The sequence below is a fragment of the Luteimonas chenhongjianii genome (assembly GCF_002327105.1).
GTDB classification, from domain to species: domain Bacteria; phylum Pseudomonadota; class Gammaproteobacteria; order Xanthomonadales; family Xanthomonadaceae; genus Luteimonas; species Luteimonas chenhongjianii.
Genome location: NZ_CP023406.1, coordinates 3,130,665 through 3,155,194 on the forward strand (window position 1 = coordinate 3,130,665; position 24,530 = coordinate 3,155,194).

Genomic DNA, 24,530 nt, shown 5'->3' on the forward strand with positions numbered 1-24,530 from the left:
CGCGGGCATGCGCCTCCCTCGGCCGGACGCACGCGGTCGGACCACCGCGCGCCGCCGCAACGCGGCCAGCGTCGCGCACCGGCCCCGGCGGGCCGCTCAGCCTGCGGCCACCACCTGGTTGCGTCCGCCGGCCTTGGCCAGATACAGCCGCCTGTCGGCGTCGGCGAGCAGGCAGTGCAGACTGTCATCGGCTGCCGCCATGCGGACACCGATGCTCACCGTCATGCGCACTTCGCCCCCGGGCGTCTGCACGCACATCGCTTCGATCCGGGCGCGCAGGGTTTCGAAGTACGCCTGCATCGCCTCTTCGTCGAGGTCGGGCACGAGCAGACAGAACTCCTCGCCCCCGAACCGGGCCACCAGGTCGTCGGAGCGCACGTGCCCCGACAGCGCACCGGCCGCCGCGCGCAGCGCGTGGTCGCCGGCCTCGTGACCGCAGCCGTCGTTGATGCGCTTGAAGTGGTCGATGTCGAGGATCGCCATCGCAAGCGGGCGCCGGGCAGCCCGCATCTGCGGGACCAGCCGTTCGGCCTGCTCGAGGAAATGCCGCCGGTTGGGCAGACCGGTGAGGAAATCCCGGGTGGCGAGATCCTGCAGGCTGCCGATCAGTTCCAGCTGGTCGACGTTCTGCGACACGCGGCAGAAGAACTCTTCGCGCGAATAGGGTTTGCGCAGGAAATCGTTGGCGCCACTCTTGAGGAAGCGCGCCACGAGGTCGGGATCGTCGCGCCCGGACACGCCGATCACCGCGACGCGGTCCCGTGCCCGCAGCGCGCGCAGGCGCCGGGTGAGTTCCACCCCCTGCATGCCCGGCATCTCCTGGTCGACCAGGGCCAGGCGGATCGTCGGATCACGTTCGAGCGCGTGCAGCGCGGCCTCGCCGCCGGCCGCCTGCAGAACGCGATAGCCGAAGGTTTCGAGCAGGCCCGCCGCGTGCAACCGGGCCGAAGGGGAGTCATCGACGACCAGCGCGGAGATACGCCGGTTGCGCTCCAGCCGCTTCACCAGCCAGACGATGTAGTCGAGACTGCCGGGGGTGCTCTTGAGCACGAAATCGATGACCCGTCGGCGCATCAGCCGCGCGCGCAGGTCCTCGTCGTAGACGCCCGTCACCACCACGGTCGCCAGGCCCCGCTCCAGGAAGGCGTCGACAACCGTGTTGCGATCGCAGTCGGCCAGCACCAGTCCGGTGATCGCCAGAAACCAGTCGTCGTGGCGCTGGAGCAGCGCCCGCGCTTCGGCAAGGGTCGAGGCGACCTCGACAGGCAGCTCCAGCTGCTGCTCGATCGCCTGCGCGAGCGCCTGCACGTAGGCGCGCGAGTTCTCGACCAGCAACACGCGCTGCGGCAGGGGTGCACTCGGGTCGATCGGCAGCAGCGCGGTCATCCGGGCGGTTTCGGAGGTATTGAAAGCGTTAGCGGCAGCGCGGCGGCGAACTTGAGCGGCAGGCCGGGAACGGCCGGGCGGAGCAGCAGCGCTGCACCGATGGCTTCATCCCTGTGCGCCTTCCGCCAGCACCGGCACCGTTGCCTGAGGCGCGCCATCGTCGCCTTCGACCCGCGGTCGTCGGCGACTCAGATCTCGACGTGCGTGCCCAGTTCGACCAGCCGGTTGCCGGGAATGCGGAAGAACCCCGAGGCCGGCGCGGCATTGCGGTGCAGCAGCGCGAACAGCCGCTCGCGCCACAGCGCCATGCCCGGGCGGGCCGAGGCGACCACGGTCTCGCGACTGGTGAAGTAGGTCGTGTCCATCGGATCGATGCACACGCCGGCATCGCTGTCGGCACTTTGCATCAGCGCCAGCGGTACGTCCGGCGTCTCCATGAAACCGAAGCGGATCACGATGCGGTGGAAGCCTTCGCCGATCCGCTCGATCTTCAGCCGCCGCTGCGCATACGGCACGGTCAGCGTTTCCACGGTCAGGAACACGTTGCGCTCATGCAGCACCTTGTTGTGCTTGAGATTGTGCAGCAGCGCCTGCGGCACCACCCCGCGGTCGCTGGTCAGGAACACCGCCGTGCCCGGCACCCGCACCGGTGGTGCGAGCATCAGTCCGGGGATGAAGCTGTCTGTGCGGATGCCGTGCTGCTGCACCTCCTCGTGCAACAGCTGCCGTCCGCGCCGCCAGGTGCGCAGCAGCGTGAACAGCGTGATGCCCAGCACCAGCGGGAACCAGGCCCCCTGCAGCACCTTGGCGCCGTTGGCGATCACGAAGGCGATGTCGACGACGAAGAACACCCCGCACAGCGGCAGCACCCAGCTGCGCCAGCGCGGCCACAGGGTGCGCGCAACGACCGCCAGCAGCAGCGTGTCGATCAGCATGGTCAGGGATACGGAAATACCGTAGGCCGCGGCCAGCGCCGAAGACGTGCGGAAGGTCAGCACCAGCGCGATCACCACCACCGCCATCGACCAGTTGATGGCCGGGATGTAGATCTGGCCGATGGTGCTGCTGGAGGTGTGGCGCACCCGCATGCGCGGGATGTAGCCGAGCTGCATCGCCTGGCGCGCCACCGAGAAGCCACCGGTGATGACCGCCTGCGAGGCGATCACCGTGGCTGCGGTCGCCAGGACGATCATCGGCCAGCGCGCCCACTCGGGCACGCCGATGTAGAACGGGTTCTGGATCGCCGCAGGATCCTCCAGGATCAGTGCGCCCTGCCCCAGGTAGTTGAGCATCAGCGACGGCAGCACGAAGAAATACCAGGCGTAGCGGATCGGCCGGGCGCCGAAATGGCCCATGTCGGTATAGATCGCCTCGCCGCCGGTCACCGCCAGCACGACCGCACCGAGAATGAAGACGCCGCCCCAGCTGTGGTCGATGAAGAAACGCGCCGCCCACCACGGATTGATCGCGTGGAGCACTTCCGGCTCGTGAATGATGTTGAAGACGCCAAGCGCCGCGAGCGCCAGGAACCACAGCACCGTGATGGGCCCGAAGATGCGCCCGACCTTGGCCGTGCCGAAGCGCTGGGTCGCGAACAGGGCGCCCAGCACCAGCACGGTGATCGGAATGATCCAGGCATGCAGCCTGGGTGCGACGACCTCCAGGCCCTCGACCGCGGACAGCACCGAGATCGCCGGCGTGATCACGCCGTCGCTGAAGAACAGCGAGGCACCGAACACGCCGAGGATGCCGACCAGATAACCGCTGCGCCCCCCCTTGGCCAGGCAGCGCTGGGCCAGCGCCATCAGCGCCATGATCCCGCCCTCGCCGTCGTTGTCGGCGCGCAGGATGATGGTCACGTACTTGACCGTCACCACCAGCATCAACGACCAGAAGATCATCGACAGCACGCCCAGCACGGTGTCGTGGTCGGCGATCAGGCCGTAGTGTTCCGAGAACGCTTCGCGCAGGGTGTACAGCGGGCTGGTCCCGATGTCGCCGAACACGACGCCGATCGCCCCGACGATCAGGCCGGCGAGGCCGATGTGACCGTGGCTGGACGCAGCGGGACGCGCGCCGTTGGCCGGCGAACTGGTGTGGGACATGACGTTTGGAACCCTGCCGACGGAGACGGGCGGTCAGCGAAGCGCGGACTGTAGCGCCTTTCGGATGATGAGCTCGGGGGTGTCGCCATCGCTTGCGGCGGCCTTGGCCATCTTCTGGGCGTCGGCCGGCTTGTAGCCCAGCTGTTGCAGGGCGATGGTGGCCTCCGAGAGCGGGTCGGCCGGCATCGCGCTGCCTGCAACCGCGCCACCGGCGCCGGCCAGATCCGCCGCCCGGTCGCGCAATTCGACGACCATGCGCTCGGCGGTCTTCTTGCCGATACCCGGGATCTTGGTCAGCGCGGTGACATCGCCGGCGTGCACCAGGCGCGCGAAGGTGTCGACGCTGACGCCCGACAGGATCGCCAGCGCGATCTTCGCGCCGATGCCGGTGACCTTCTGCACGTCACGGAACAGCCGCCGCTCCGACTCGTGCAGGAAGCCGTACAGCGACACGCTGTCCTCCTTCTGCGCGTAGTGCGTGAACAGGGTGACCTCGCGGCCCACTTCGGGCAGGTCGTAGAACGTGCTCATCGGCGCCTCGAGCTCGTAGCCGACGCCGCCCACGTCGATCACCAGCCAGGGCGGGGCCTTGTGGGCCAGCGTGCCGCGCAGTCGTCCGATCATCGGCGTTGCCCCTCCGGGCGGGTGGAACGGAAAACGGGAAGAGGAATGCGCTGGCCGGGGCTGCGGCCGACGGCGGACGCCGGACCCTGGACGAGGTTCATCCCTTGCGTCCCCAGGCCTGCTTCACGTCCACGCCCAGACGTCGCGCGGTGGCGCGGACGTGGGCATGGGTGATCGCGACCGCGAGCGCATCGGCGGCGTCGGCCTGCAGCTTGCCGCTCAGGCCGAGCATCAGCCCGACCATGTGCTGGATCTGCGCCTTTTCCGCGCCGCCGCGGCCGACCACGGCCAGCTTCACCTCGGTGGCGGCGTACTCGCTGACCGGCAGGTCGCGCAGCACCACCGCGCCGATGGCCGCGCCGCGCGCCTGGCCGAGCTTGAGCGCCGAGTCGGGATTGCGCGCCATGAAGACCTTCTCGATCGCGACCTCGTCGGGCCGGTATTCGATGATCAACGCGGTGAGGCCGTCGAGCAGGCGACGCAGACGCGCCGGGAACTCGCCGGCCGTGACCAGCACCAGCGGCGCATGGAAGACGTGCGAGACCTTGCCCGCCGCATCGACATCGATGATGCCGACCCCGGTGCGCTGCGAACCGGGATCGATACCGAGGATGCGGGTCATGCGACCGCCTGCGCCCGGCGGCCTGCCGAAGGCGGCGCCAGGACCGATGCCACCCGGCCAACCCGGAGAAGAAGAGTCCGCATCGGCGGCGGGCGCGGCCGTCAGGCCCCGAACTGCGCGTTGGAGTAGACCGCCTGCACGTCGTCGAGATCCTCGAGCAGGTCGAGCATCTTGCGCACCTGGTCGGCGGTCTCGCCATCGACGGCGATGTCGTTGTCGGCGCGATAGGTCACCTCGGCATGGCCGGGGACGATGCCGGCGGCCGCCATCGCGTCGCGCACCGCCTCGAATGCCTCGACGCTGGTGACCACGTCGATCGCGCCGTCCTCCGGATACACCACCACGTCGTCGGCGCCGGCCTCGATCGCGGCCTCGGTCACCGTGTCCTCGTCCATGCCCTCGAAGCTCAACACACCCAGGCGCTTGAACATGAAGGCAACCGAGCCCTCGGTGCCCATGTTGCCGCCGCACTTGCCGAAAGCGTGACGCACTTCGGCGACCGTGCGCACACGGTTGTCGGTGAGCGTGTCGACGATCACCGCGACCCCGCCCGGGGCGTAGCCCTCGTAGCGGATCTCCTCGTACTCGACGCCTTCGAGCTCGCCGGTGGCCTTCTTGATCGCACGCTCGACCACGTCCTTGGACATGTTCTGGGCCATGCCCTTGTCGATCGCCGCGCGCAGTCGCGGGTTGTTCGCGGGGTCACCGCCACCAGCGCGCGCCGCCACACCGATCTCGCGGATGATCTTGGTGAAGATCTTGCCGCGCTTGGCGTCGGTCGCGTTCTTGCGGGCTTCGATCGAAGGTCCTCGTCCCATGGCTGCTTGCGTCTGTGGCGTTGGAGGCCGGCGATATTACTCCAAGCGCCCGCCGCTACCGCGCATGCTCGAAATGCCCCTCGCGCAGGAAGGTCGCCGTCTGTCGGATCGCGTCGGCCGACAGCAACAGGCCGCTGTGGCTGGCGGGGACGACGATGTGGTCGGAGAGTTGCGGCGCTCGGGTCTCCTCGACCGAGACCGTGCCGTCGTGCGCATCCTCGAACCGGGCCAGCAGCGCGCCCAGCCCGCGCGGCTCGCTGCCGGCGACCATGCCGACCTCGACACCCGCCGGCCAGCGCGCGCAGCCGGCATGCAGGATCTCGGCGCTGCGGCCGAAATAGAACCGCGACAGTGGCACCCGGGCCATCGCCTGCGCCGCGCGGCTGCCGCCTACCGGTGAGCCCACGCAGACGATCCGGCCGATCGGCAGCGATGGCGTGGCGCAGACCGCCTGCAGCGCCGACAGGCCGCCGAGGCTGTGGCCGACGACATGCGCAGGCCCGCGCCCGAGCGCGCGGGTCAACCGCTCCACGGCGGCATCCGGCCCGCCGGCGATGCTGGGGTAGCCGAGGATCTCCGGCTGGAATCCAGCCCGCGCCAGGCCACGGGCGTAGCGCTGCATGGTCAGGCCGACCATCCACAGGCCATGCAGCAGCAGCACGCGATCGGGTCCCGCCCTCATGCCACCAACTCCGCTTCGATGTGCGCCTGCCGCCAGGCCCGCGGCGACAGCCCGCTGTGCGCCTTGAACGCGCGCGACAAGGCCGCTTCGCTGCCATAGCCGACCTCGTCGGCAATCCGCTTCAGCGGCCGGCCGCGGCGCAGCGCGCGTTGCGCCAGTCCAATGCGCCAGGCCTGCAGGTACTGCCCCGGCGTCTGTCCGAGGGCGCCGCGGAACGCTTGCGCAAACGCGCTGCGCGACATGCCGGCGGTCTCGGCCAACACCTCCAGAGACCAAGGCTGCGCCGGCGCCTCGTGCATCGCGACCAGGGCACGCCGCAGGCGCGGATGCGCCAGGCCGGCCAGCAGGCCACCCCGCACCGCGCCGGCTTCCATCTGCTGGCGCAGCACCTGCACCAGCAGGGCTTCGACCAGTCGCTCGATCAGCGCGGTGCGGCCGCAGCGTCCAGCGAAGGCCTCCTCGAACAGCAGCGCAAGCAGCCCCTGCGAGCCGGGCAGTTCGCCCGGCGCTACCCACAGCGCGTCCGGCAATGCCGCGGCCAATGGACTGTCCGCGCCACCTTCGAACAGCAACCGCACGCACAGGCCGGCCGCACCTGGGCCGGGCAAGGCCGCCGTACGGGTGCCGGCGCCCGCCAGCAGCAGGCCCGGCCCCGACCAGGTGCCGCTTCCCGGCAGCGCGATTTCGCCCTCGCGCAGCACCCAGAGCGCCGCGCCCGGCCAGGCGGCGCCGAATGGATCCACGCGGGCAGCGATCGGAAAGCGATCGAGCAGCGCCGCAAGACGATCGACCATGCAGGACTCCGGGACAAGTTTCATGGACTTTGTATCACCAATCGTCCCGCAATCGCAGGCACGGTGCACATCTCGCCGGACGGCCCCCTGCCGTCGGCTCCACCGGAGATGTCCCATGTCTATCGAAACCGTGCTCTACACCGCGACCGCGACCGCCACCGGCGGCCGCGAGGGCCGCGCCACCTCGTCCGACAACGTCCTCGACGTCACCCTGTCCACCCCGCGCGAACTGGGCGGCGCCGGCGGCCCGGGCACGAATCCCGAACAGCTGTTCGCAGCCGGCTATTCGGCGTGTTTTCTCAGCGCGCTGAAGTTCGTCGCCGGCCAGCACAAGGTCGCGCTGCCGGCTGCGACCTCGGTCACCGGCAAGGTCGGCATCGGCAAGATCCCGACCGGCTTCGGCATCCAGGCCGATCTCGCCGTGTCGGCGCCGGGAGTGCCGCGCGAGCAGCTGCAGACCTTGGTCGACGCCGCGCACATCGTGTGCCCGTATTCCAATGCGACCCGCGGCAACATCGACGTGACGCTGTCGATCGCCGAGTAAGTCGCAAGTGGGTGGGACGCGCCTGGCGCGTCCCGCTCAACCCTGCGCCGGACGGCGCAGAATGAATTCCAGATCCTGGATGGATCCGACCGGGAAGATGTACTCGCCGACCTTCCCGAAGCCGTGCCGCGCGTAGAAGCGTTGCGCGCCGAGGTTCTCCGACCAGGCGCCGACCCACAGCGTGCGCGGGCCATCGCGCAGCAGCCACGCCATGATGGCTTCCATCATCTGCGTACCGGTACCGCCGCCCTGATGGCCGCGCAGCAGATAGAGACGCTTGATCTCGCCGTCGCCCGGCGCGACCTGCGGATGCGGCAGGCCGCACGGACCCGCGGCGGCGTGGCCGACCGCCTCGCCCGCATGCTCCAGCAGCCAGACCGCGTAGTCCGGATGCGCGAGGATCGTGCGCTGCCTGTCGACCGCATACGCATCGGCGAGAAACGCCGCGAGATCCTCCGGCGGATACAGATGGCCGAAGGTCTCGGTGAACGTACGCGCGGCCAGCGCCGACAGCGTGGCCGCATCGTCGACGGTGGCGCGCCGCAGCCGGGGCACAGGATTGGATGCAGCGTCAGCAGATTCTCCGGTCATGCGGAAACGCTCCGGCGTGAAGCCCCCCTTGAGTCAAGGGGGGCGCGGCGAAAGCCGCGGCGGATCTGGAACACTGCGCAGGGGCCCGCGATTCCGCTCAGCGGAATCGTGGGGGACTCACTGCGCAGCAGAGGAGGCCCGCGGCCGGACCTGGACGTGGACCTCGGCCAGCTGCGCATCCGCGATCGGCGACGGCGCATCGGTCATCAGGCATTGCGCGCCGGTGGTCTTGGGAAACGCGATGACGTCGCGGATCGACTCCGTGCCGGCCATCAGCGCGGCGATGCGGTCGATGCCGAAGGCGATGCCGCCATGCGGCGGCGCGCCGTACTTGAGCGCGTCGAGCAGGAAGCCGAACTTGGCCTGCGCTTCTTCGGCGCCGATGCCGAGCAGATCGAACACCGCCGACTGCATCGAGGCGCGGTGGATGCGGATCGAACCACCGCCGATCTCGTTGCCGTTGAGCACCATGTCGTAGCCGCGCGACACGGCCGTGGCGGCGTTGGCGCGCAGGTCGGCCTCGTCGTCGACCGAGGGCGCGGTAAAGGGGTGATGCAGGGCGACGTAACGCTGCGCCTCGTCGTCCCATTCGAACATCGGGAAGTCGGTCACCCACAGCGGCGCCCAGCCATCGGCAACCAGATTGAAGTCCTTGCCGGCCTTCAGGCGCACCGCGCCCATGAAATCGCTGACCGTCGAATACTTGCCGGCGCCGAAGAACACGATGTCGCCATTGCCGGCACCGACGTGCGAGACCAGCGCGGCGAACGCGGCCTCGTCGAAGAACTTCTGGATCGGCGAGCTGATCTCTCCCGTTTCCGAAATCTTGATGTAGGCCAGGCCCTTCGCACCGTATTTGCCGGCATGCGCGGCGTACTCGTCGATCTGCTTGCGCGACAGCGACGCACCGCCCGGGATGCGCAGCGCAGCGACACGGCCGCCTGGATCAGCGGCCGGGCCGGTGAACACGGCAAAGCCGCTGTCCCTGACCAGTTCGGCAACATCCACCAGCTCCAGCGCGATGCGCAGGTCCGGCTTGTCGGACCCAAAGCGACGCATCGCCTCGGCGTACGTCATGCGCGGGAATTGCGCGGCGAGTTCGACGCCGGCCACATCGCGGAACACGTCGCGGATCATCGCCTCGACGAGATCCTGCACGTCGCGCTCCGACACCCACGCGAACTCCATGTCGAGCTGGGTGAATTCCAGCTGGCGGTCGGCGCGCAGCGCCTCGTCGCGGAAGCAGCGCGCGACCTGGTAGTAGCGGTCGAAGCCCGCCATCATCAGGATCTGCTTGAACAGCTGCGGCGACTGCGGCAGCGCGTAGAACTCGCCCGGATGCATCCGCGCCGGCACCAGGAAGTCGCGCGCGCCCTCGGGCGTGGCCTTGGTCAGGATCGGGGTTTCGATATCCTGGAAGCCGCGCGCATCGAGCCAGTGGCGCAGCGCGCTGACCAGCTTCGTGCGCGTGCGCATCTTGCGCTGCATGTCGGGGCTGCGCAGGTCGAGATAGCGGTACTTCAGGCGCGTCTCTTCGCCCGGATTTTCGTGGTGGTGGAACGGCAGCGGCTCGGCCTTGTTGAGTACCTCGATCGAGGTCGCGACGATCTCCACCTGGCCGGTGCGGATCTTCGCGTTGACCGAATGCCGCGCGCGCACCGTGCCGGTGATGCGCAGGCAATCCTCGTAGCCCACCTTCTCCGCGGTCGCGACGACTTCAGCATTGCCGTCGGCCTCCGACGCTTCCGCGACCACCTGCACGATGCCTTCGTGATCGCGCAGGTCGATGAAACAGACACCGCCGAGATCGCGGGCGACATCGGCCCAGCCGCACAGGGTGACGGTCTGGCCGATCAGCGTCTCGTCGATCAGGCCGCAGAAATGGGTACGCATGGAGACTCCGGACACGGGGGACACCCGCCCGCGGGGACGCGGACCGGCGGCGCGGTACATCGCGCTGGTTTGACAGTCCGCTAGTTTAAGGCGTGATCGGACGGCGCGCCGGCCGGGCGGCGCGACTCAGTCGCCAGCAGCAGGCTTGGCTGCCGGCTTCGCAGCCGGTTTGGCCTCGGCGGCGGGCTTGCTCTCCGCCTTGGGCGCGGGCGCGTCCGTCGTGGCCGGCTTGTCGCCGCCGGACCTGGCGCCGTCACCGCCCTCGACCAGGTTGCGCTTCTTGTCCCCATCCTTCTTGAAGTCGGTCTCGTACCAGCCGCTGCCCGCCAGACGGAACGAAGGCGCAGTCACCTGGCGCCGGATCGCCGCGGCGCCACAGGACGGACACGTCTCCGGGTCGGGATCGGACAGTTTCTGCAGGCGGTCGAAGCTGTGGCCGCAATTGGTGCACTGGAACGCGTAGATCGGCATGGGGAAGGCGGTTACGACAACAGGGAGCTCTGCATTCTGGGGCCCGCGGCGGCAACTTCAAGCCTGGCGATGCGGCGGCCTGCAGCGCAGGCTGCCGCGCGCTGCGCCTCGGCCTAGACTGGCGGCCTCCCCCGAAGGTTATCTCCATGTCCAATCCCCCCAATTTCCGTACCGTGGCGGCTGCCGGCCTCATCGCGCTGGGCCTGCTCGGCGCCGGCTGGTTCGCCGCCCAGGGCATGGCCAAGCTGCGGACCGCCGACCGCTACGTGACCGTCAAGGGCTCGGCCGAGCGCGTGGTCGAGGCCGACCTCGTGGTCTGGCCGCTTTCGCAGACCGTGGGCGGCGACGACCTGGCGCTCGTGCAGGGCGGGCTCGATGCCAATACGGCGACCATCCGCGCGTTCCTGTCCGGCGCGGGCTTCGGCGATGACGAGGTGGTGGTCTCCCCGCCCCGCCTGGAGGACCGCTGGGCGTACTCCTACGGTGACAGCCGTCCCCCGGAGCGCTACCGCTACTCCAACACCGTGACCCTGCGCACCGGTCGCGTGGCCGAGGCGATTGCCGCCCTGCGCCGCAGCGGCGAGATCGTCGCACAGGGCGTGATGCTCAATACCGGCGAGGACGGCGGCCCGCAATTCGAATTCACCCGCCTCAACGACATCAAGCCCGAGCTGATCGCGGAGGCGACCGCCAATGCGCGGGTCTCGGCCGAACAGTTCGCGAGCGATTCGGGCGCACGCATCGGCGGCATCCGCACTGCCAACCAGGGCGTCATCTCGATTGGCGACCGCGACCGCGGCAGCCCGCAGGTGAAGACGGTGCGGGTCGTGACGACGGTGGAGTACTTCCTGCGCGACTAGGGAGCTGCGGCCATCACCAGATCAGCCCATCGGCGGTCCGCGCGATGGGCGGCCGAGGAGAGTCCGGTGCGACCACAACGGACAGGCGACCGTCCCGCGGTCGCCTGTCGGGCCGACGCACGCGCGCCGGCGATCCACCAAGGCTCAGTAGCCCCAGGGCGTCGGCGGCGCCGCGACGGTCTTCGTCAGGTCGAACTCGACCTGGAACTTGCGGCCACCGGGGCGGCTGAGCTCATAGACGAAGCGCTCGCCCGGCTCGATCTCCATTGCCCAGGTGTTGGTCACCGAGGCGTTGAGACCTTCCCGCTCGAACATCTCGATCGATTCGGCGTCGACCGGGAATTCCTGGCGCTGCGCGGTGCCGGCGTTCTGCGATTCACCGCCGTACATGGTCACCGGGTCGTCGCTGCCGTCGGGCATGCGGTGGTCGTGCTTGAGGCGCAGGCCGTGCTCGGTGCGGGTCAGGACCCAGGTGCGCGAGTGGTCGTCGCCGACGTGGAACGGAATGCGCAGCTCTTCCTTGCGGTTGCTGCAGTCGCGCACATGCATCACCAGCTCCTTGCCCTCGAACGCATCGGGCTCGGCCCCCGGCGCGGGGGCCGGCTCGTTGGCGACGATACGGCCGGAAAAAGCCTCGCCACAGTGGCGGGCGATGGCCGCGAGGAACTCGTCGGCGGGGACGCGTTCACGGGCAGCATCGGCGGCGGCGGCGGCCGCCGCCGCGTCGGCCGTGGGATCGGCAAGTGCCGGTCGCGCAGCCTCGGGCTGCTCGTTGGAGCCGCAGGCGGCAAGGGCCAAAGCCGCGGCAAGGGTGACGCTGGATCGTGTGATTTTCATGCCCGCACCGTACCCGCCACCGCCAAACAGCGCAAACCCCAGCACGCATTCGAACCCATCGCGATGCGGAAATCCGCACGCATGCGTCCAGATTGCCGGACGCTCGATCGTGTGCGTGACAGCCAGGCTGCAGGAGAAACCGCCCGTCTGCAGGTCACTGGTGGCACGCCGCTCTCAATAGCCGTCGATAGCCGCCGATGCGCTGGTGCGAACGGGTGGCCAGGCAAGCGCGGAACTCGCACGGGCGCAGCTGGGGCCAGCTCCGCGTGGCGAACCAGCCGCGCGTTGCCCGTACCGCGAAAGCACTGCGCAGCTCACGCTTTTTGGTCGGCCCAACCTGGAGGTTGCACGCCCTCTCCTTCCAGGACCGGCAACGCACGCTCGCGCTCGGCAGCGGCACTGGAGGCTTCGCCCGCAGCCTCCAGCGCCACAGCAAGAGCGAGACGGTGACGGGCGGTGACCGCGCTGTCGGCGCCGAAGAGTTCGCTCGCCGCAGCCACGGCGTCCCGCCACGCGCCGACCGCGCCGGCTTCGCCGTCACTGGCTTGCCGCACCGCAGCTTCGAGCACGCGATGACGCACGCCGTGTTCGGGCCCCACCCGCGACGCGTGGGGCGCGATCCGCGCCAGCGCCTCGCCCGCGCCGTCGGCCGAGCCGGTATGCAGCAGCATTTCCGCTTCGCCATGCGCCAGCCGCACCGCGTTGGCGCTGTCCGCCGGCACTCGCGGACGCCAGTCGGCCAGCGCGCGCTGCACCAGCGCCTCGCCCTCCTGGGGGCGGCCACTGCGCAACAGCCACAGGCCCAGTTCCAGCGCCGCCTCGCTGCTGTCGGGATGCGTGGCACCCAGCAACGCCTCGCGGATCGCCAATGCGCGCCGGTAGTCCGTCTCCGCCGCAGCCCCGTCGCCGAGGGCTTCGGCGAGATTTCCGCGCAACAGCAGCGCCATTGAAACGGTGAAGCTCTCCGCACCCATCACGTCCGCCGCCACTGCGACCGCGCGCTCAAGCACCGGGGCCGCCTCGCGATAGGCGCCCATCCGCAGCAGCACGCTGCCCAGCCGCGTGTTCTCGCTGGCGTAGTAGATGCTGTGCTCGCCGAAGATCTGCGGTGCGCGTGCCAGGTTCTCGGTAAACGACGCGCGCGCTTCCTCGAGACGCCCGGCATCGGCGACCAGCAAACTGCGTTCGGTATGGCTGGTCCAGTAGTCGAAGGAGAACTTGCCGAACAGCCGCTCGGTGATCGGCAGTGAACGATCGAAGGCGGCGGCAGCGGCGTCCAGGCGGCCGCGCCGCCGCAGGCTCATGCCCATGTTGTCGAGCGAGACCGAGATGAACTGGTCGCGTCCGGCGGCCTCGTGCCGGGCCAAGGCTTCGGCGAATGCCGCTTCCGCCTCGTCGTAGCGCTGCTGCGCCAGCAGCGACAGACCCAGCGAGTTGTACGACTGGGCGACGCGGAAGCTGTCGGGCCAGTCCGGCCCGAGCAGCGCCAGCGCGCGACGGGCCATGGCCTCGCCCTCCTCGCCGTGGCGGTTGGCCGCATTCGAGGAGGCGAGCATGTTGAGGAAGCGCGTGGCCTCGTCGATCTGCCCGCCCGCGGCGATCAGCCCTTCGGCCGCGTCCTCGAGCAGCGGCAGCGCGCGCTGCACATCGCCCATGTTGCGGTAGGCCATGCCGATGACGCCCTTGAGCCGGGCCTGCACCACCGGGGCGTCGCCGAGCTCCTCATCGACGCGCGCGGCCGCGCGGTCGAGGACTTCGGCCACGGTGATCCGGTCGGCACCACGCGCCCCTCGCTCACGCGGGTCGGCAGCCTGGAACATCGACACGAGGAACCCGCTGACCTGACTGGCGATCTGCGCTTCGCGCTCGGCCTGCGCCCGGGCTGCGTCGAGGTGCCAGACGAAGCCCGCCGCCAGCGCCAGCATCGTCGTGGCCGCCAGCAGCTCGCGCCAGCGCCGGCGTCCGAAGCGCCGCAGCCGATAGCCCCGCTCACCGGTCCGCGCGTGCACCGGCAGTATCCGCTGGTGGCGCTGGATGTCCTCGGCCAGCGCCTGGGCGCTGGCGTAGCGGTCTTCCGGCGCCAGCGCGCAGGCGCGCGCGGCGATCGCGTCCAGATCCCCGGTCAGCCGCCGGCGCCAGCCGCAGTCGGCGGGCGCCAGCGCGCTGGGGAGGGGCACGGCTGTCGCCGCAGCGCGCTTGCCGACGCGGGCCCCGGCAAGCAGCTCGACCAGCAGCATGCCCAGACCGAACACGTCGCTGGCCACCGTGGCGGGCGCCCCGCTGGTCAGCTCGGGTGCGGCGTAGGCGGGTGTATAGAAACCGGGCGCCGGGCCGCCGGTGTCGCCAAGCAGACGGGCGATGCCGAAGTCCAGCAGCACCGGACTGTGGTCCTCGCGTACCAGCACGTTGCCCGGCTTGAGATCGCAGTGCACCACCAGGCGTGCATGCGCGGCCTGCACCGCATGGCAGATCGACACGATCAGCGCCAGACGCGCGTCCAGGCCGAGCCGGTGGCTGCGGCAATGCGCGTCGAGCGCTTGCCCGTCGACATGCTCCATGACCAGATAGGGCTGTCCCGCCGGCGTGGTGCCCCCGTCGTAGAGGCGGGCGATGCCCGGGTGCTGCAGGGTGGCCAGGATCCTGCGCTCCTCGGCCAGCCGGGCGACCGCGTTCCCCTCCGGCACCCCGTGCAGCAGCTTGATCGCCACCTGCTGGGCATAGAGCGCATCCGCGCGCTCGGCCAGGAAGACCGCGCCCATCCCGCCGGCACCGATCTGACGTACCAGCCGCCAGGGCCCCAGCGTGTCACCGACCCGCAGCTCCGGCAGCATCACGCTGCACATCGCCGCGGCCACCCCGTCGCGCCCTCCCAGCAGGGTGCGCGATTCGGCGTCCAGCAGGGCCAGCACTTCCTCGCGCAGCAAGGGGTCCGAGGTCAGTGCATGCACCTGCGCGCGCCGGGTGTCCGGCGGCAGGTCGCACACCGCCTCGAACACGCGGCGCAGTTCGCTCGCATCCGGATCGTCCATCCCCCCCCCGGGTCTCAGGCCAGCCTGCGGTTGAGCCAGGCCCGCGCGAAGCGCAGGTCACGCTCCACCGTCGGGATCGACACGCCCAGAACGGCGCCGATCTCGCTGTGCGACATGCCGCTGAAATACACCATTTCCACGGCACGGGCGGCGCGCGGCTCGTGCCGGTCAAGATCCTCCAGCGCCTGATGCAGCGCCAGTACGTCGACGACATCGGGGCCGCTACCGGTGCGGGCTTCGTGGTCGGCATGCGACAGGGTGAGGTTGATGGCCCCGCTGCCGCGCTTGATCGCCCCCCGGGCTCGCGCGTGGTCGACCAGCACGGCACGCATCTTCAGCGCCGCCAGCGCGAGGAAATGCGGGCCGTCGGCGACCGCGTACTGCCGGTCCATCAGGCGCAGCAACGCGTCGTGCACCAGCACGGTGGGACGCAGCGTGACGTCACCGCCACCGCCCAGGCGCGCCGACGCCATGGCATGCAGAACGCCGTAGACCTGCTCGAACAGACGGTCGCGCGCATCCGTATCCCCCTGCCGCCAGGACCGCAGAAGTTCCGTTACGCCCGATTCCGGCCCCATCACCGCTTCTGTCACGACCGCGCCCCTTGTCAGCGCGGATTATGCCCTGTGCCCCGTGCCCCGTGTGCCTTCACGCCGTTTCGTAAAGCGCCAGCAGATCGCCCTCGGCCTGCTCGAGCTCCGCGCGCAGCGCAGCCTGGCGCTGGCCCAGCGCCGTCACTTCGCCAGCGTTGGCATAGGTCTCGGGACGGGCGAGCGTGCCCTCCACGTCCGCCAGCGCGCGTTCGAGCTCGGCCACCCGTGCCTCGGCCTTCTGCAGCCGGTGCGGATTGGCCTTGGGACGCGGCGCGGCGGGCGGAGCGATCGCGGGGGAAGTTTCGACCCTGGTGGGGGTAGGCGTGCGCAGTTCGCCCGAATTGCCGCGCGCGCGCAGCCAGGCGGCGTATTCGTCGAGATCGCCATCGAACGGAATGACCACGCCGTCGGAGACACGCCAGAAGGTGTCGCTGACCAGGCCGATCAGATGGCGGTCATGCGAGACCAGCACGATCGCGCCGGCAAAGTCGCTGAGCGCCTCGGCCAGGGCCTCACGCATCTCGAGATCGAGATGGTTGGTCGGTTCGTCGAGCAGCAATACGTTCGGCTGCAGCCAGGCGATCAGCGCCAGCGCCAGGCGTGCGCGTTCGCCGCCGGAGAAGCCGTCGATGCTTTCGAACGCGCGATCGCCCGGGAAACTCCACTTGCCGAGGAAATCGCGGAAGGACTGGATCGAGGCGGTGGGCGAGATCTCGCGCAGGTGATCGATCGGCGAGGTGCCGGCGACCAGCGATTCCACCGTGTGCTGGGCGAAGTAGCCGATGCGCAGGTCCGGATGCGCATAGCGCTCGCCGGCCAGCAGCGGCAGTTCGCCGACCAGCGTCTTGACCAGCGTCGACTTGCCGGCGCCGTTGGGGCCGAGCAGGCCGATGCGGTCGCCGGCCTCGAGGCCGAAGCCGACGTTGTCGAGAATGACCGCCTCGCCCGCGGGCGTGGGATAGCCGCAGCGGCCGTCATTGATGCGCAGCAGCGCGTGCGGCAGCTTCGTCGGCGCCGGAAAATCGATGCGCACCTCGCGCTCGGCGCGCACCGCTTCAGTGTCGGCCATCTTGGCCAGGCGCTTGACCCGCGACTGCGCCTGCTTGGCCTTGGCCGCGCTGGCCTTGAAGCGGTCGATGAACTTCTGCAGGTGCGCGCGTTCGGCCTGGGTCTTCTCGTGGGTGATCTGCTGCAGCCGCAGCTGCTCGGAGCGCTGCCGCTCGAACGAGGTGTAGTCACCGGTGTAGAGCTTGGCCTTGCCGCCGTGCAGGTGCAGGGTGTGGGTGCAGACGTTGTCGAGGAACTCGCGATCGTGCGAGATCAGCAACAGTGTGCCGGGATACTTCAGCAGCCATTGCTCGAGCCACAGCACCGCGTCGAGATCGAGGTGGTTGGTGGGTTCGTCGAGCAGCAGCATGTCGCTCGGCGTCATCAGCGCGCGCGCGAGATTCAGGCGCACGCGCCAGCCGCCGGAGAACGTCGCGACCGCGCGGTGGTGGGTATCGGCCGGAAAGCCGAGGCCGTGCAGCAGCTTGCCCGCGCGCGCGCCAGCATCGTAGGCGCCGACCTCGGCCATGCGCAGGTGCACGTCGGCCACCGCCTCCCAGTCCTCAGCGGCCAGTGCCTCGGCCTCGGCCTTGAGCACCGCGGCCACGGCGGCGTCGCCGCCGAGCACGAAGTCGATCGCCGGGTCCGGCAGCGAGGGCATTTCCTGGGCAATGCTGGCCAGACGCAGGCGGTTGGGCAGGTCGAGATCGCCGCGGTCGGCCTCGACCTCGCCGCGCACGGCCGCGAACAGGGAGGACTTGCCGGTGCCGTTGCGGCCGACCACGCCAACGCGCCAGCCGGCGTGCATCGTCAGGTCCATTTCGGACAGCAGCAAACGTTCGCCGCGCCGCAGGGCGAAATTCTTGAAAGAGATCATGCCGGCGATTCTACCGGACGCCGCCTGTCGGGCGGCTTTCCGCGCGCGCGGAAGCAGCGGCGCCGCGCGGAGGCGACGCGGGGAATGGGTGCTTCGATACCGATGAAACCTTTGACCGGTTTGTTGCGTGCGTGTTAGAGCCGGAATGCATCGCTTCGTGTTCACCCGCAAGGATCGCCGGATGACCCATAGCCGCTGGACCCCTCGCACCGCTCGCCGCTCCCCTCTGCCGACGGCGTGCTGCGCGCAGCGTCCGCCCTGCCCTCGGTGGTGGGGCGCTCCCGCACGTCTGGGGCGCAGCCCGCTCGGCGGCCGCCCGCCACCCTCATGGACGTATGCGGTGCCGAACGTACGGGCTGGCTGGCTGGCAACACGCGAGTGCGCTGCAGGCGCAGCGGGCACGCCTCATGAGCGTTCCATAAAGAGAACGATTGTTTTGCATTTTTAAGAACATTGACGATTTCAGGACAAACCGCTCCAATCCTTCCCCGCTCCCAACGACAGGCCACTCTCGATGCTGCAGCCCCATCGTCTGACCCTCGCCGTCGCCACCGCCTTGCTGTTGCCGAGCATTGCGCTCGCCCAGCAGGCACCGGCCGCCACCGCGGCGCGTACCTCCACGCTGGATACCCTCATCGTCACCGGCACCCGCGTGGCCGACCGCACCGTGGCCGAATCGCAATCGCCGATCGACATCATCACCTCCGAGGCATTGACCGCCACCGGCACCCCCGAACTGGCGACGGCGCTGGCGCGCGCCCTGCCTTCGCTGAACTTCCCGCGTCCGGCGCTGACCGACGGCACCTCGGCGATCCGGCCGGCACAGTTGCGTGGCCTGTCGCCCGACCAGGTGCTGGTACTCGTCAACGGCAAGCGCCGGCATACCTCGTCGCTGCTCAACCTCAACGGCACGATCGGCCGCGGTTCGGCGCCGGTCGATCTCAACACCATCCCGATCTCGGCGATCGAACGCGTCGAAGTGCTGCGAGACGGCGCCTCGGCGCAGTACGGCTCCGATGCGATCGCCGGCGTGGTCAATGTGGTGCTCAAGGGGTCATCCGAAGGCGGGAGCCTCGCGGTGACCGCGGGACAGTACTCGGCCGGCGACGGCAAGCAGACCCAGATCGCCGGCGACACCGGCCTGGCGCTCGGCGAACGCGGCTTCCTGCACCTGTCGGCGCAGCTCGGCCAACAGGAAGAGACCAATCGCGCACGGCCGTTCGCCGGCACGCCCGGTCCCACGCAGCCCGCGCTCGGCCAGAAGGCGTTCGTGATCGGCGAGCCGGAGGTCGACTTCGGCGCCGTCGCTTTCAACACCGACATCGCGCTGACCGACGCCATCAGCGCCTACGGCTTCGGCACCGCGAGCAATCGCGACATCACCTCGTTCGCGTTCTTCCGCGCACCGGGGAGCACCGCGCAGAACATCCTCGGCATCTATCCCGACGGCTTCCTGCCGGAGATCCACAACATCTCCAAGGACCGCTCGCTGGTGGCCGGCGTCAAGGGGCATGCCGGCGACTGGAACTGGGATCTGAGCTACAACTACGGCTACAACCGGCTCGATTTCTATACCCGCAACACGCTCAACGCGAGCCTCGGCCCGACCTCGCCGACGTCGTTCTACGACGGTGCGCTGGAGACCACGCAGAACATCGTCAACCTCGACATCAGCCGCCCGCTCGAACTGGGCCTGGCGTATCCGGCGACACTGTCGTTCGGCATCGAGGCGCGCAACGAGAAGTGGAACCAGTCGCCCGGCGAGTACGGCTCCTACGCCAATGCGGGCCTCGGCGTGGCCGGTGCCGGCGCAGGGGCGCAGGGCTTCGGCGGTTTCGCCCCCGAGGTTTCCGGCGCCTACGACCGCGACAGCCGCGCGGTCTACGCAAGCCTGGAAGCCGACCTGAGCGAGCAGTTCTCCGCAGGTATCGCGGCGCGCTACGAGGACTACGACGATTTCGGCAGCCAGGTGTCGGGCAAGCTGTCGGCGCGCTATGCCTTCAATGACGGCGTTGCCCTGCGCGCCACGGTGGCGAGCGGCTTCCGTGCACCGTCGCTGGCCCAGCAGTATTTCCAGACCGTCAGCACGACCTTCCTGCCGGGCATCAATACGCCGTTCGAGATCCGCACCTTCCCGGCCAGCAGCGCGGTCGCCCAGGCATTCGGCGCCGAGCCGCTGACGGCCGAGGAATCGCTGTCCTACAGCCTCGGCCTGGTGCTGCAGCCGGTCGACAACCTGTATGTCACCGTCGATGCCTACCAGATCGACGTCGACGACCGCATCGCCCTGTCGTCGAACCTGACCGGCGACGCCGTGCGCCGGCTGCTCGAATCGCGCGGCATCTTCGGCATCACCGGCGGGCGCTACTTCACCAACGCCATCGACACCCGCACCCGCGGCGTCGATGTCATCGGCACCTATCGCTGGGATCTCGCGGCAAGCAATGTGGATCTGACCGCGGGCTACAACCACACCAAGACCGAGATCACCCGCATCGCCGCGAACCCGGCTGCGCTGGACGCGATCGGCCTGAACCTGGAGCGCATCGACCGGGTCGAGATCGGCCGCATCGAGGAGGGCTTCCCGCGCAGCAAGCTGCTGCTCTCGGGAACCTGGAATACCGGCGACTGGGCGTTCCTGCTCGCGACCACGCGCTACGGCAGTGTGCGCACCACACCCAACAACGCGGCGCTGGACCAGGAATACGGCGCGAAGTGGCTGGTCGACGTGTCGGCGACGTTCAAGCCGGGCGAGAACTGGGCGCTGACGCTGGGGGCCGACAACGTGCTCAACGAATATCCGGACGAGAACATCTTCGGCAACTCGACCAACGGCCAGTTTCCCTACAGCAACCTCTCGCCGTTCGGCTTCAGCGGCGCGTTCGCCTACGGGAAGGTCGTCTACCGCTGGTAGACGTCCGTCCCGCGTCAGCTTCGAGGCCCCGCTCGCCGGGGCCTCGCCGTCGCGGACGTGCCCGCCCGGGGACATGGCCCGCGAGATGCGAGGCATTCCTGCAGATGCGCACCCAGGCGCCATGCGCCGCACCACCCTGACTGCGAACCGGCTCGCATTGCGATCGGGCCTCGGCCCGCCGGTCGCACGCGCCCTCGCACGGCCGCAGCGGAGTGCACACCGCTGCATGTGCCCCTGCGATCGCGAACCCCCACTCGCCTTGACGCGACCGCTGCCGGTTGGATGCGGATGTTAAGCGTCAGCTCCTGCCCTTCGCAGCGCGGAGCTGCAATTGCAGGAGAATCCGCCTCCCGCCTTGCTCCTGTCGGGATGCGTCGGCGACACTGCAAGACCCACCTGCGACAGCCCCGATGCCGCACAACACCGACCTGATCAACATCGTCGCCGTCGGACTGGGCGTCGCCTTCATCTTCGGCGCGCTCGCCAACCGCCTGCGGCTCTCGCCACTGGTCGGCTATCTGGTCGCGGGCATCATCGTCGGGCCGTTCACGCCAGGCTTCGTCGCCGACCAGGACCTCGCCAACCAGCTCGCCGAGATCGGCGTGATGCTGCTGATGTTCGGCGTCGGCCTGCACTTCTCGCTCAAGGACCTGATGGACGTGAAGTCCATCGCGATCCCCGGCGCGGTCGCGCAGATCACGGTCGCCACCGTACTGGGCTGGTTGCTCGCCTGGCTGATGGGCTGGTCGATGGTCAGCGGTTTCGTGTTCGGCCTGGCGCTGTCGGTCGCCAGTACCGTGGTGCTGCTGCGTGCAATGGAAGAGCGCCGGCTGCTCGATACGCGACGCGGCAAGATCGCGGTGGGCTGGCTGATCGTCGAGGACCTGGTGATGGTGCTGGCGCTGGTGCTGCTGCCGGTACTGGCGGAAATCACCATGAGCCGCGGTGGCGGTACCCCGCCCGGCTTCGGCACGATCGTGCTGACGATCCTGTGGACCCTGGTCAAGGTCAGCGCCTTCGTCGCGGTGATGCTGCTGGTCGGGCGGCGGGTGATCCCATGGATCCTCGAGCGCATCGCCGGCACCGGCCAGCGCGAGCTGTTCACCCTGTCGGTGCTGGCGATCGCGCTGGGCGTGGCGTTCGGCGCGTCGGCGCTGTTCGGCGTGTCGTTCGCGCTGGGCGCGTTCTTCGCCGGCATGGTGCTCAACGAATCGGAATTCAGCCATGAGGCGGCCAACGATTCCCTGCCCCTGCGTGATGCGTTCGCGGTGCTGTTCTTCGTGTCGGTCGGCATGCTGTTCAACCCGTCGATCCTGGTCGAGCACCCCTGGCAGGTACTCGCGACGTTCCTGATCATCGTGGTCGGCAAGTCGATCGCCGCCTACTGGATCGTGCGGCTGTTCCGGCATCCGCGCTCGACCGCGCTGACCATCTCCACCAGCCTGGCGCAGATCGGCGAGTTCTCCTTCATCCTGGTCGGCCTCGGCGTCGTCCTCGGCCTGCTGCCCGAAACCGGCCGCGATCTGGTGCTGGCGGGCGCGCTGCTGTCGATCGTGGTCAACCCGCTGCTGTTCGCCGGGCTCGACCGCTGGCAGGCGAAGCAGGAACTGGCCGCGCGTGCGGCTGCCGCCGAGCATGCGGAACCCCTGCCGCCCGAGCATGCGATTCCGCCCGAGCTGAGCGGTCACGCGATCCTGGTCGGCTATGGCCGCGTCGGCCGCCAGCTGGCCGAGCTGCTGCGGCAGCGCGACGTGCCGCTGGTCATCGTGGAGGACGACAACGAACTGGTGCGGCGCGCGCGCGAGCGCGGCTTTCTGGTCGTGCGCGGAAATGTCGCATCCGAGCCGGTCATGCTCGACGCCGCGCCCGACCGCGCGGCGCTGGCGATCTTCGCGATTCCGCAGGCACTCGAGGCCGGCGAGGCGATCGAACGCATGAAGGCGGTCAATCCCGCGCTCACCGTGCTCGCCCGCGCGCACAGCGATGGCGAAGTCAGGCATCTGCTCCAGCATGGCGCCGACGGCGCGGTGCTGGCCGAGCGCGAACTGGCCTACTCGCTGGCGGAGATGGTGATGTCGACGCCACCGTTCCGGCCTGTGCGCCCGGGCTCGATCCCGATCGCCGAGTCGCCCGCGCCACTGTGAAGATGCGCATCGTCGTGCTCAGCGGCGCCGGCATCTCGGCCGCAAGCGGCGTCCCGACCTTCCGCGACGCACTGACCGGCCTGTGGGCCCGCTTCGACCCCGAGCGCCTCGCAACCGAGGCTGCCTTTCGCGCCGATCCCGCCCTGGTCTGGGGCTGGTACCGCTGGCGCGCGGCCATGGTGGCCGCCGCGGCGCCCAACGCCGCGCACGCCGATGTCGCGGCGCTTGCCGACGACGGCCATGCGCTCACCGTGGTCACGCAGAACGTCGACGACCTGCACGAACGCGGCGGCGCGCGCGACGTACTGCATCTGCACGGCCGCCTGCTGGCATCGCGTTGCATCGATTGCGGCGCGCGGGCGACACCCGATCCGATCCTCCTGGCGCCTGCCTCGCCCGCCGGCGGCCAGCGTGAAACACCGCCTTCGTGCGATCGCTGCGGCGCGGCCTTCCGGCCCGACGTGGTGTGGTTCGGCGAAGCCCTGCCCGTCGACGCCTGGGAGGCGGCGAGCCGGGCGATCGAGGCCTGCGACCTGCTGGTCGTCGTCGGCACCTCGTCGCTGGTGTGGCCCGCCGCCGGCCTGCCCGACCGCGCCCTGCGCCTCGGCACGCCGGTGCTGGAGATCAATCCACAGCCGACGCCGCTGTCGCCACGCGCCACCGCGCACTGGGCGCTCACCGCGACGGCCGGGATGGCGCAGCTTCGGGCGCGCCTGTCGGCTGGTGCGTGGGACGTGGCAGGCGCCTTGCGCTTCGACTGAGCGGGCGTCGGATGCCGAACCTCAGCGCAGGACCGAAGCCAGATAGGGCGCGAGCTCGGGCCAAGCGAAGACGTGACCGCGCTGCTGCAGTCGAGCGGGCAGCACGCGCTGTCCATCGATGAGCAACGTGGACATCTCGCCCAGCCCGGCCCGGAGCGCCGGCGCGGGTATCGCGAGCACTGCGCGTCGGCGGAGCGCATCGGCCATGGCGCGGGTGAAGCCCGCGTTGTCCACGGGCTCGGGCGCGGTGAGGTTGAAAGGACCTGCCGGGGCCTGCGCATCCCCATCGACGTGGGCGCGCAGCAGCGCGATGACGGCGCACACCCAGTCCTCCCGCGAGATCCAACTCAGGAACTGGCGGCCGTCGCCCAGACGGGCGCCAAGACCGAGCCCGAACGGCAGACGCAGGCGCTGCAGCATGCCGCCGGCGGGATGCAGTACCACGCCGGTGCGCAGGTATACGACCGGCACGCGCGCCTCCACCACGCGCGCGGCGGCCTCCCACTCCTCGCACAGCCGATGCTGGAACCCGTCGCAGGCGGGGCTCTGCTCGTCCAGCGTCGCGTCGCCCTGGGCGCCATACCAGCCGATTGCCGATCCGCTGAGCAGCACCCGTGGCGGCGAATGCGCAGCGCGGATCCACTCGGTGACCACGTGCGTGGGCATCAGCCGGCTGTCGCGCAGCGCCTGCTTGCGCGCAGGGCTCCAGCGCCGATCGGCGATGCCGGCGCCGGCAAGGTTGACGACCGCGTCGAAGCGGTCGTCCGCCCACAGGCCGCTGTAGTCGCGCACGTCCACGCCTTCCGGCGACGGAGTGGACGCGCGCCGCGACAACCACGTGACGTGGGCGCCGTCGCGCTGGAGCTGCCTGGTCAGCGCACTGCCGAGGAAACCGCTGCCGCCGGTGATGAGGATGCGCATGGAGCCTCCGAAGCCAC

At 69.8% G+C, this 24,530-nt stretch carries 20 protein-coding genes; 5 read left to right on the forward strand and 15 right to left on the reverse strand.

The window, feature by feature from the left end; all coding sequences use genetic code 11:
- Nucleotides 1-96: 96 nt before the first annotated feature.
- The 7 genes from CNR27_RS14185 to CNR27_RS14215 all read right to left on the reverse strand — a co-directional run bounded on the left by CNR27_RS14185 (nucleotide 97) and on the right by CNR27_RS14215 (nucleotide 7,031).
- Nucleotides 97-1,386, reverse strand: coding sequence for a diguanylate cyclase (locus CNR27_RS14185; protein WP_096299785.1), 1,290 nt, complete (start codon nucleotides 1,384-1,386; stop codon nucleotides 97-99).
- 188 nt (nucleotides 1,387-1,574) lie between these two features.
- Nucleotides 1,575-3,491: a potassium transporter Kup gene (locus CNR27_RS14190; protein ID WP_096299787.1), complete on the reverse strand. Its 1,917-nt coding sequence runs from the start codon at nucleotides 3,489-3,491 to the stop codon at nucleotides 1,575-1,577.
- Between the two features lie 33 nt (nucleotides 3,492-3,524).
- The gene (gene ruvA / locus CNR27_RS14195) at nucleotides 3,525-4,115 is read right to left on the reverse strand and encodes a Holliday junction branch migration protein RuvA (RefSeq protein ID WP_096299789.1); all 591 of its coding nucleotides are present in this window, start codon (nucleotides 4,113-4,115) and stop codon (nucleotides 3,525-3,527) included.
- 97 nt (nucleotides 4,116-4,212) lie between these two features.
- Nucleotides 4,213-4,737 carry a crossover junction endodeoxyribonuclease RuvC gene (ruvC, locus tag CNR27_RS14200; protein ID WP_096299790.1) on the reverse strand — a complete coding sequence of 175 codons (525 nt, stop codon included), beginning with the start codon at nucleotides 4,735-4,737 and terminating at the stop codon, nucleotides 4,213-4,215.
- 101 nt (nucleotides 4,738-4,838) lie between these two features.
- Nucleotides 4,839-5,555 (reverse strand): YebC/PmpR family DNA-binding transcriptional regulator, encoded by a 717-nt coding sequence (locus tag CNR27_RS14205; protein ID WP_096299792.1) that lies wholly within the window; start codon nucleotides 5,553-5,555, stop codon nucleotides 4,839-4,841.
- Between the two features lie 55 nt (nucleotides 5,556-5,610).
- Nucleotides 5,611-6,237 (reverse strand): esterase/lipase family protein, encoded by a 627-nt coding sequence (locus CNR27_RS14210; RefSeq protein ID WP_096299794.1) that lies wholly within the window; start codon nucleotides 6,235-6,237, stop codon nucleotides 5,611-5,613.
- Complete coding sequence (locus CNR27_RS14215; protein ID WP_096299796.1) at nucleotides 6,234-7,031, reverse strand: helix-turn-helix domain-containing protein; 798 nt, start codon at nucleotides 7,029-7,031, stop codon at nucleotides 6,234-6,236. Before CNR27_RS14215 ends, CNR27_RS14210 begins: the two co-directional genes overlap by 4 nt.
- A 115-nt stretch (nucleotides 7,032-7,146) precedes the next feature.
- Here CNR27_RS14215 and CNR27_RS14220 point away from each other — a divergent pair, with 115 nt between their 5' ends.
- Nucleotides 7,147-7,575 (forward strand): organic hydroperoxide resistance protein, encoded by a 429-nt coding sequence (locus tag CNR27_RS14220; protein ID WP_096299798.1) that lies wholly within the window; start codon nucleotides 7,147-7,149, stop codon nucleotides 7,573-7,575.
- A 36-nt stretch (nucleotides 7,576-7,611) separates the two neighbouring features.
- On the opposite strand, the gene CNR27_RS14225 is transcribed toward CNR27_RS14220, so the two are convergent.
- From CNR27_RS14225 to CNR27_RS14235, 3 genes are all read right to left on the reverse strand, one after another.
- Nucleotides 7,612-8,130, reverse strand: coding sequence for a GNAT family N-acetyltransferase (locus tag CNR27_RS14225; protein ID WP_179948252.1), 519 nt, complete (start codon nucleotides 8,128-8,130; stop codon nucleotides 7,612-7,614).
- Nucleotides 8,131-8,283: 153 nt separating this feature from the next.
- Nucleotides 8,284-10,059, reverse strand: coding sequence for an aspartate--tRNA ligase (gene aspS, locus CNR27_RS14230; protein ID WP_096299802.1), 1,776 nt, complete (start codon nucleotides 10,057-10,059; stop codon nucleotides 8,284-8,286).
- A gap of 126 nt (nucleotides 10,060-10,185) precedes the next feature.
- Complete coding sequence (locus CNR27_RS14235) at nucleotides 10,186-10,530, reverse strand: FmdB family zinc ribbon protein (protein WP_096299804.1); 345 nt, start codon at nucleotides 10,528-10,530, stop codon at nucleotides 10,186-10,188.
- A 146-nt stretch (nucleotides 10,531-10,676) separates the two neighbouring features.
- Between CNR27_RS14235 and CNR27_RS14240 the strand changes: the two genes are divergently transcribed.
- Nucleotides 10,677-11,390, forward strand: a complete 714-nt coding sequence (locus CNR27_RS14240; RefSeq protein ID WP_096299806.1) for an SIMPL domain-containing protein — start codon at nucleotides 10,677-10,679, stop codon at nucleotides 11,388-11,390.
- Nucleotides 11,391-11,534: 144 nt separating this feature from the next.
- On the opposite strand, the gene CNR27_RS14245 is transcribed toward CNR27_RS14240, so the two are convergent.
- From CNR27_RS14245 to CNR27_RS14260, 4 genes are all read right to left on the reverse strand, one after another.
- On the reverse strand, nucleotides 11,535-12,227 hold the full coding sequence (locus CNR27_RS14245; RefSeq protein WP_096300704.1) for a hypothetical protein: 693 nt from the start codon (nucleotides 12,225-12,227) through the stop codon (nucleotides 11,535-11,537).
- A gap of 314 nt (nucleotides 12,228-12,541) precedes the next feature.
- Nucleotides 12,542-15,256: a serine/threonine-protein kinase gene (locus tag CNR27_RS14250; protein WP_096299808.1), complete on the reverse strand. Its 2,715-nt coding sequence runs from the start codon at nucleotides 15,254-15,256 to the stop codon at nucleotides 12,542-12,544.
- Nucleotides 15,257-15,270: 14 nt separating this feature from the next.
- Nucleotides 15,271-15,849: an ECF-type sigma factor gene (locus CNR27_RS14255; RefSeq protein WP_157745514.1), complete on the reverse strand. Its 579-nt coding sequence runs from the start codon at nucleotides 15,847-15,849 to the stop codon at nucleotides 15,271-15,273.
- Between the two features lie 55 nt (nucleotides 15,850-15,904).
- Complete coding sequence (locus CNR27_RS14260; RefSeq protein ID WP_096299812.1) at nucleotides 15,905-17,773, reverse strand: ABC-F family ATP-binding cassette domain-containing protein; 1,869 nt, start codon at nucleotides 17,771-17,773, stop codon at nucleotides 15,905-15,907.
- Between the two features lie 514 nt (nucleotides 17,774-18,287).
- Between CNR27_RS14260 and CNR27_RS14265 the strand changes: the two genes are divergently transcribed.
- From CNR27_RS14265 to CNR27_RS14275, 3 genes are all read left to right on the forward strand, one after another.
- Entirely contained in the window at nucleotides 18,288-20,687 is a 2,400-nt protein-coding gene (locus tag CNR27_RS14265) for a TonB-dependent receptor plug domain-containing protein (RefSeq protein WP_096299814.1), read from the forward strand.
- Between the two features lie 410 nt (nucleotides 20,688-21,097).
- Nucleotides 21,098-22,831 (forward strand): YbaL family putative K(+) efflux transporter, encoded by a 1,734-nt coding sequence (gene ybaL, locus CNR27_RS14270; RefSeq protein ID WP_096299816.1) that lies wholly within the window; start codon nucleotides 21,098-21,100, stop codon nucleotides 22,829-22,831.
- A gap of 2 nt (nucleotides 22,832-22,833) precedes the next feature.
- Nucleotides 22,834-23,592 carry an SIR2 family NAD-dependent protein deacylase gene (locus CNR27_RS14275; protein WP_096299818.1) on the forward strand — a complete coding sequence of 253 codons (759 nt, stop codon included), beginning with the start codon at nucleotides 22,834-22,836 and terminating at the stop codon, nucleotides 23,590-23,592.
- Between the two features lie 21 nt (nucleotides 23,593-23,613).
- On the opposite strand, the gene CNR27_RS14280 is transcribed toward CNR27_RS14275, so the two are convergent.
- Nucleotides 23,614-24,513 carry a TIGR01777 family oxidoreductase gene (locus CNR27_RS14280; protein ID WP_096299820.1) on the reverse strand — a complete coding sequence of 300 codons (900 nt, stop codon included), beginning with the start codon at nucleotides 24,511-24,513 and terminating at the stop codon, nucleotides 23,614-23,616.
- Nucleotides 24,514-24,530: the final 17 nt, after the last annotated feature.

Excerpts from the sequence above, each read along its gene's own strand:
- CNR27_RS14190 (WP_096299787.1), bottom strand. The coding sequence starts at position 3,491 with ATGTCCCACACCAGTTCGCCGGCCAACGGCGCGCGTCCCGCTGCGTCC.
- CNR27_RS14210 (WP_096299794.1), bottom strand. The coding sequence starts at position 6,237 with ATGAGGGCGGGACCCGATCGCGTGCTGCTGCTGCATGGCCTGTGGATG.
- CNR27_RS14275 (WP_096299818.1), top strand. The coding sequence starts at position 22,834 with ATGCGCATCGTCGTGCTCAGCGGCGCCGGCATCTCGGCCGCAAGCGGC.
- CNR27_RS14205 (WP_096299792.1), bottom strand. The coding sequence starts at position 5,555 with ATGGGACGAGGACCTTCGATCGAAGCCCGCAAGAACGCGACCGACGCC.
- CNR27_RS14220 (WP_096299798.1), top strand. The coding sequence starts at position 7,147 with ATGTCTATCGAAACCGTGCTCTACACCGCGACCGCGACCGCCACCGGC.
- CNR27_RS14235 (WP_096299804.1), bottom strand. The coding sequence starts at position 10,530 with ATGCCGATCTACGCGTTCCAGTGCACCAATTGCGGCCACAGCTTCGAC.
- ybaL (WP_096299816.1), top strand. The coding sequence starts at position 21,098 with ATGCCGCACAACACCGACCTGATCAACATCGTCGCCGTCGGACTGGGC.
- CNR27_RS14240 (WP_096299806.1), top strand. The coding sequence starts at position 10,677 with ATGTCCAATCCCCCCAATTTCCGTACCGTGGCGGCTGCCGGCCTCATC.
- CNR27_RS14245 (WP_096300704.1), bottom strand. The coding sequence starts at position 12,227 with ATGAAAATCACACGATCCAGCGTCACCCTTGCCGCGGCTTTGGCCCTT.
- CNR27_RS14280 (WP_096299820.1), bottom strand. The coding sequence starts at position 24,513 with ATGCGCATCCTCATCACCGGCGGCAGCGGTTTCCTCGGCAGTGCGCTG.
- aspS (WP_096299802.1), bottom strand. The coding sequence starts at position 10,059 with ATGCGTACCCATTTCTGCGGCCTGATCGACGAGACGCTGATCGGCCAG.
- ruvA (WP_096299789.1), bottom strand. The coding sequence starts at position 4,115 with ATGATCGGACGACTGCGCGGCACGCTGGCCCACAAGGCCCCGCCCTGG.
- CNR27_RS14215 (WP_096299796.1), bottom strand. The coding sequence starts at position 7,031 with ATGGTCGATCGTCTTGCGGCGCTGCTCGATCGCTTTCCGATCGCTGCC.
- CNR27_RS14250 (WP_096299808.1), bottom strand. The coding sequence starts at position 15,256 with ATGGACGATCCGGATGCGAGCGAACTGCGCCGCGTGTTCGAGGCGGTG.
- ruvC (WP_096299790.1), bottom strand. The coding sequence starts at position 4,737 with ATGACCCGCATCCTCGGTATCGATCCCGGTTCGCAGCGCACCGGGGTC.
- CNR27_RS14185 (WP_096299785.1), bottom strand. The coding sequence starts at position 1,386 with ATGACCGCGCTGCTGCCGATCGACCCGAGTGCACCCCTGCCGCAGCGC.
- CNR27_RS14265 (WP_096299814.1), top strand. The coding sequence starts at position 18,288 with ATGCTGCAGCCCCATCGTCTGACCCTCGCCGTCGCCACCGCCTTGCTG.
- CNR27_RS14260 (WP_096299812.1), bottom strand. The coding sequence starts at position 17,773 with ATGATCTCTTTCAAGAATTTCGCCCTGCGGCGCGGCGAACGTTTGCTG.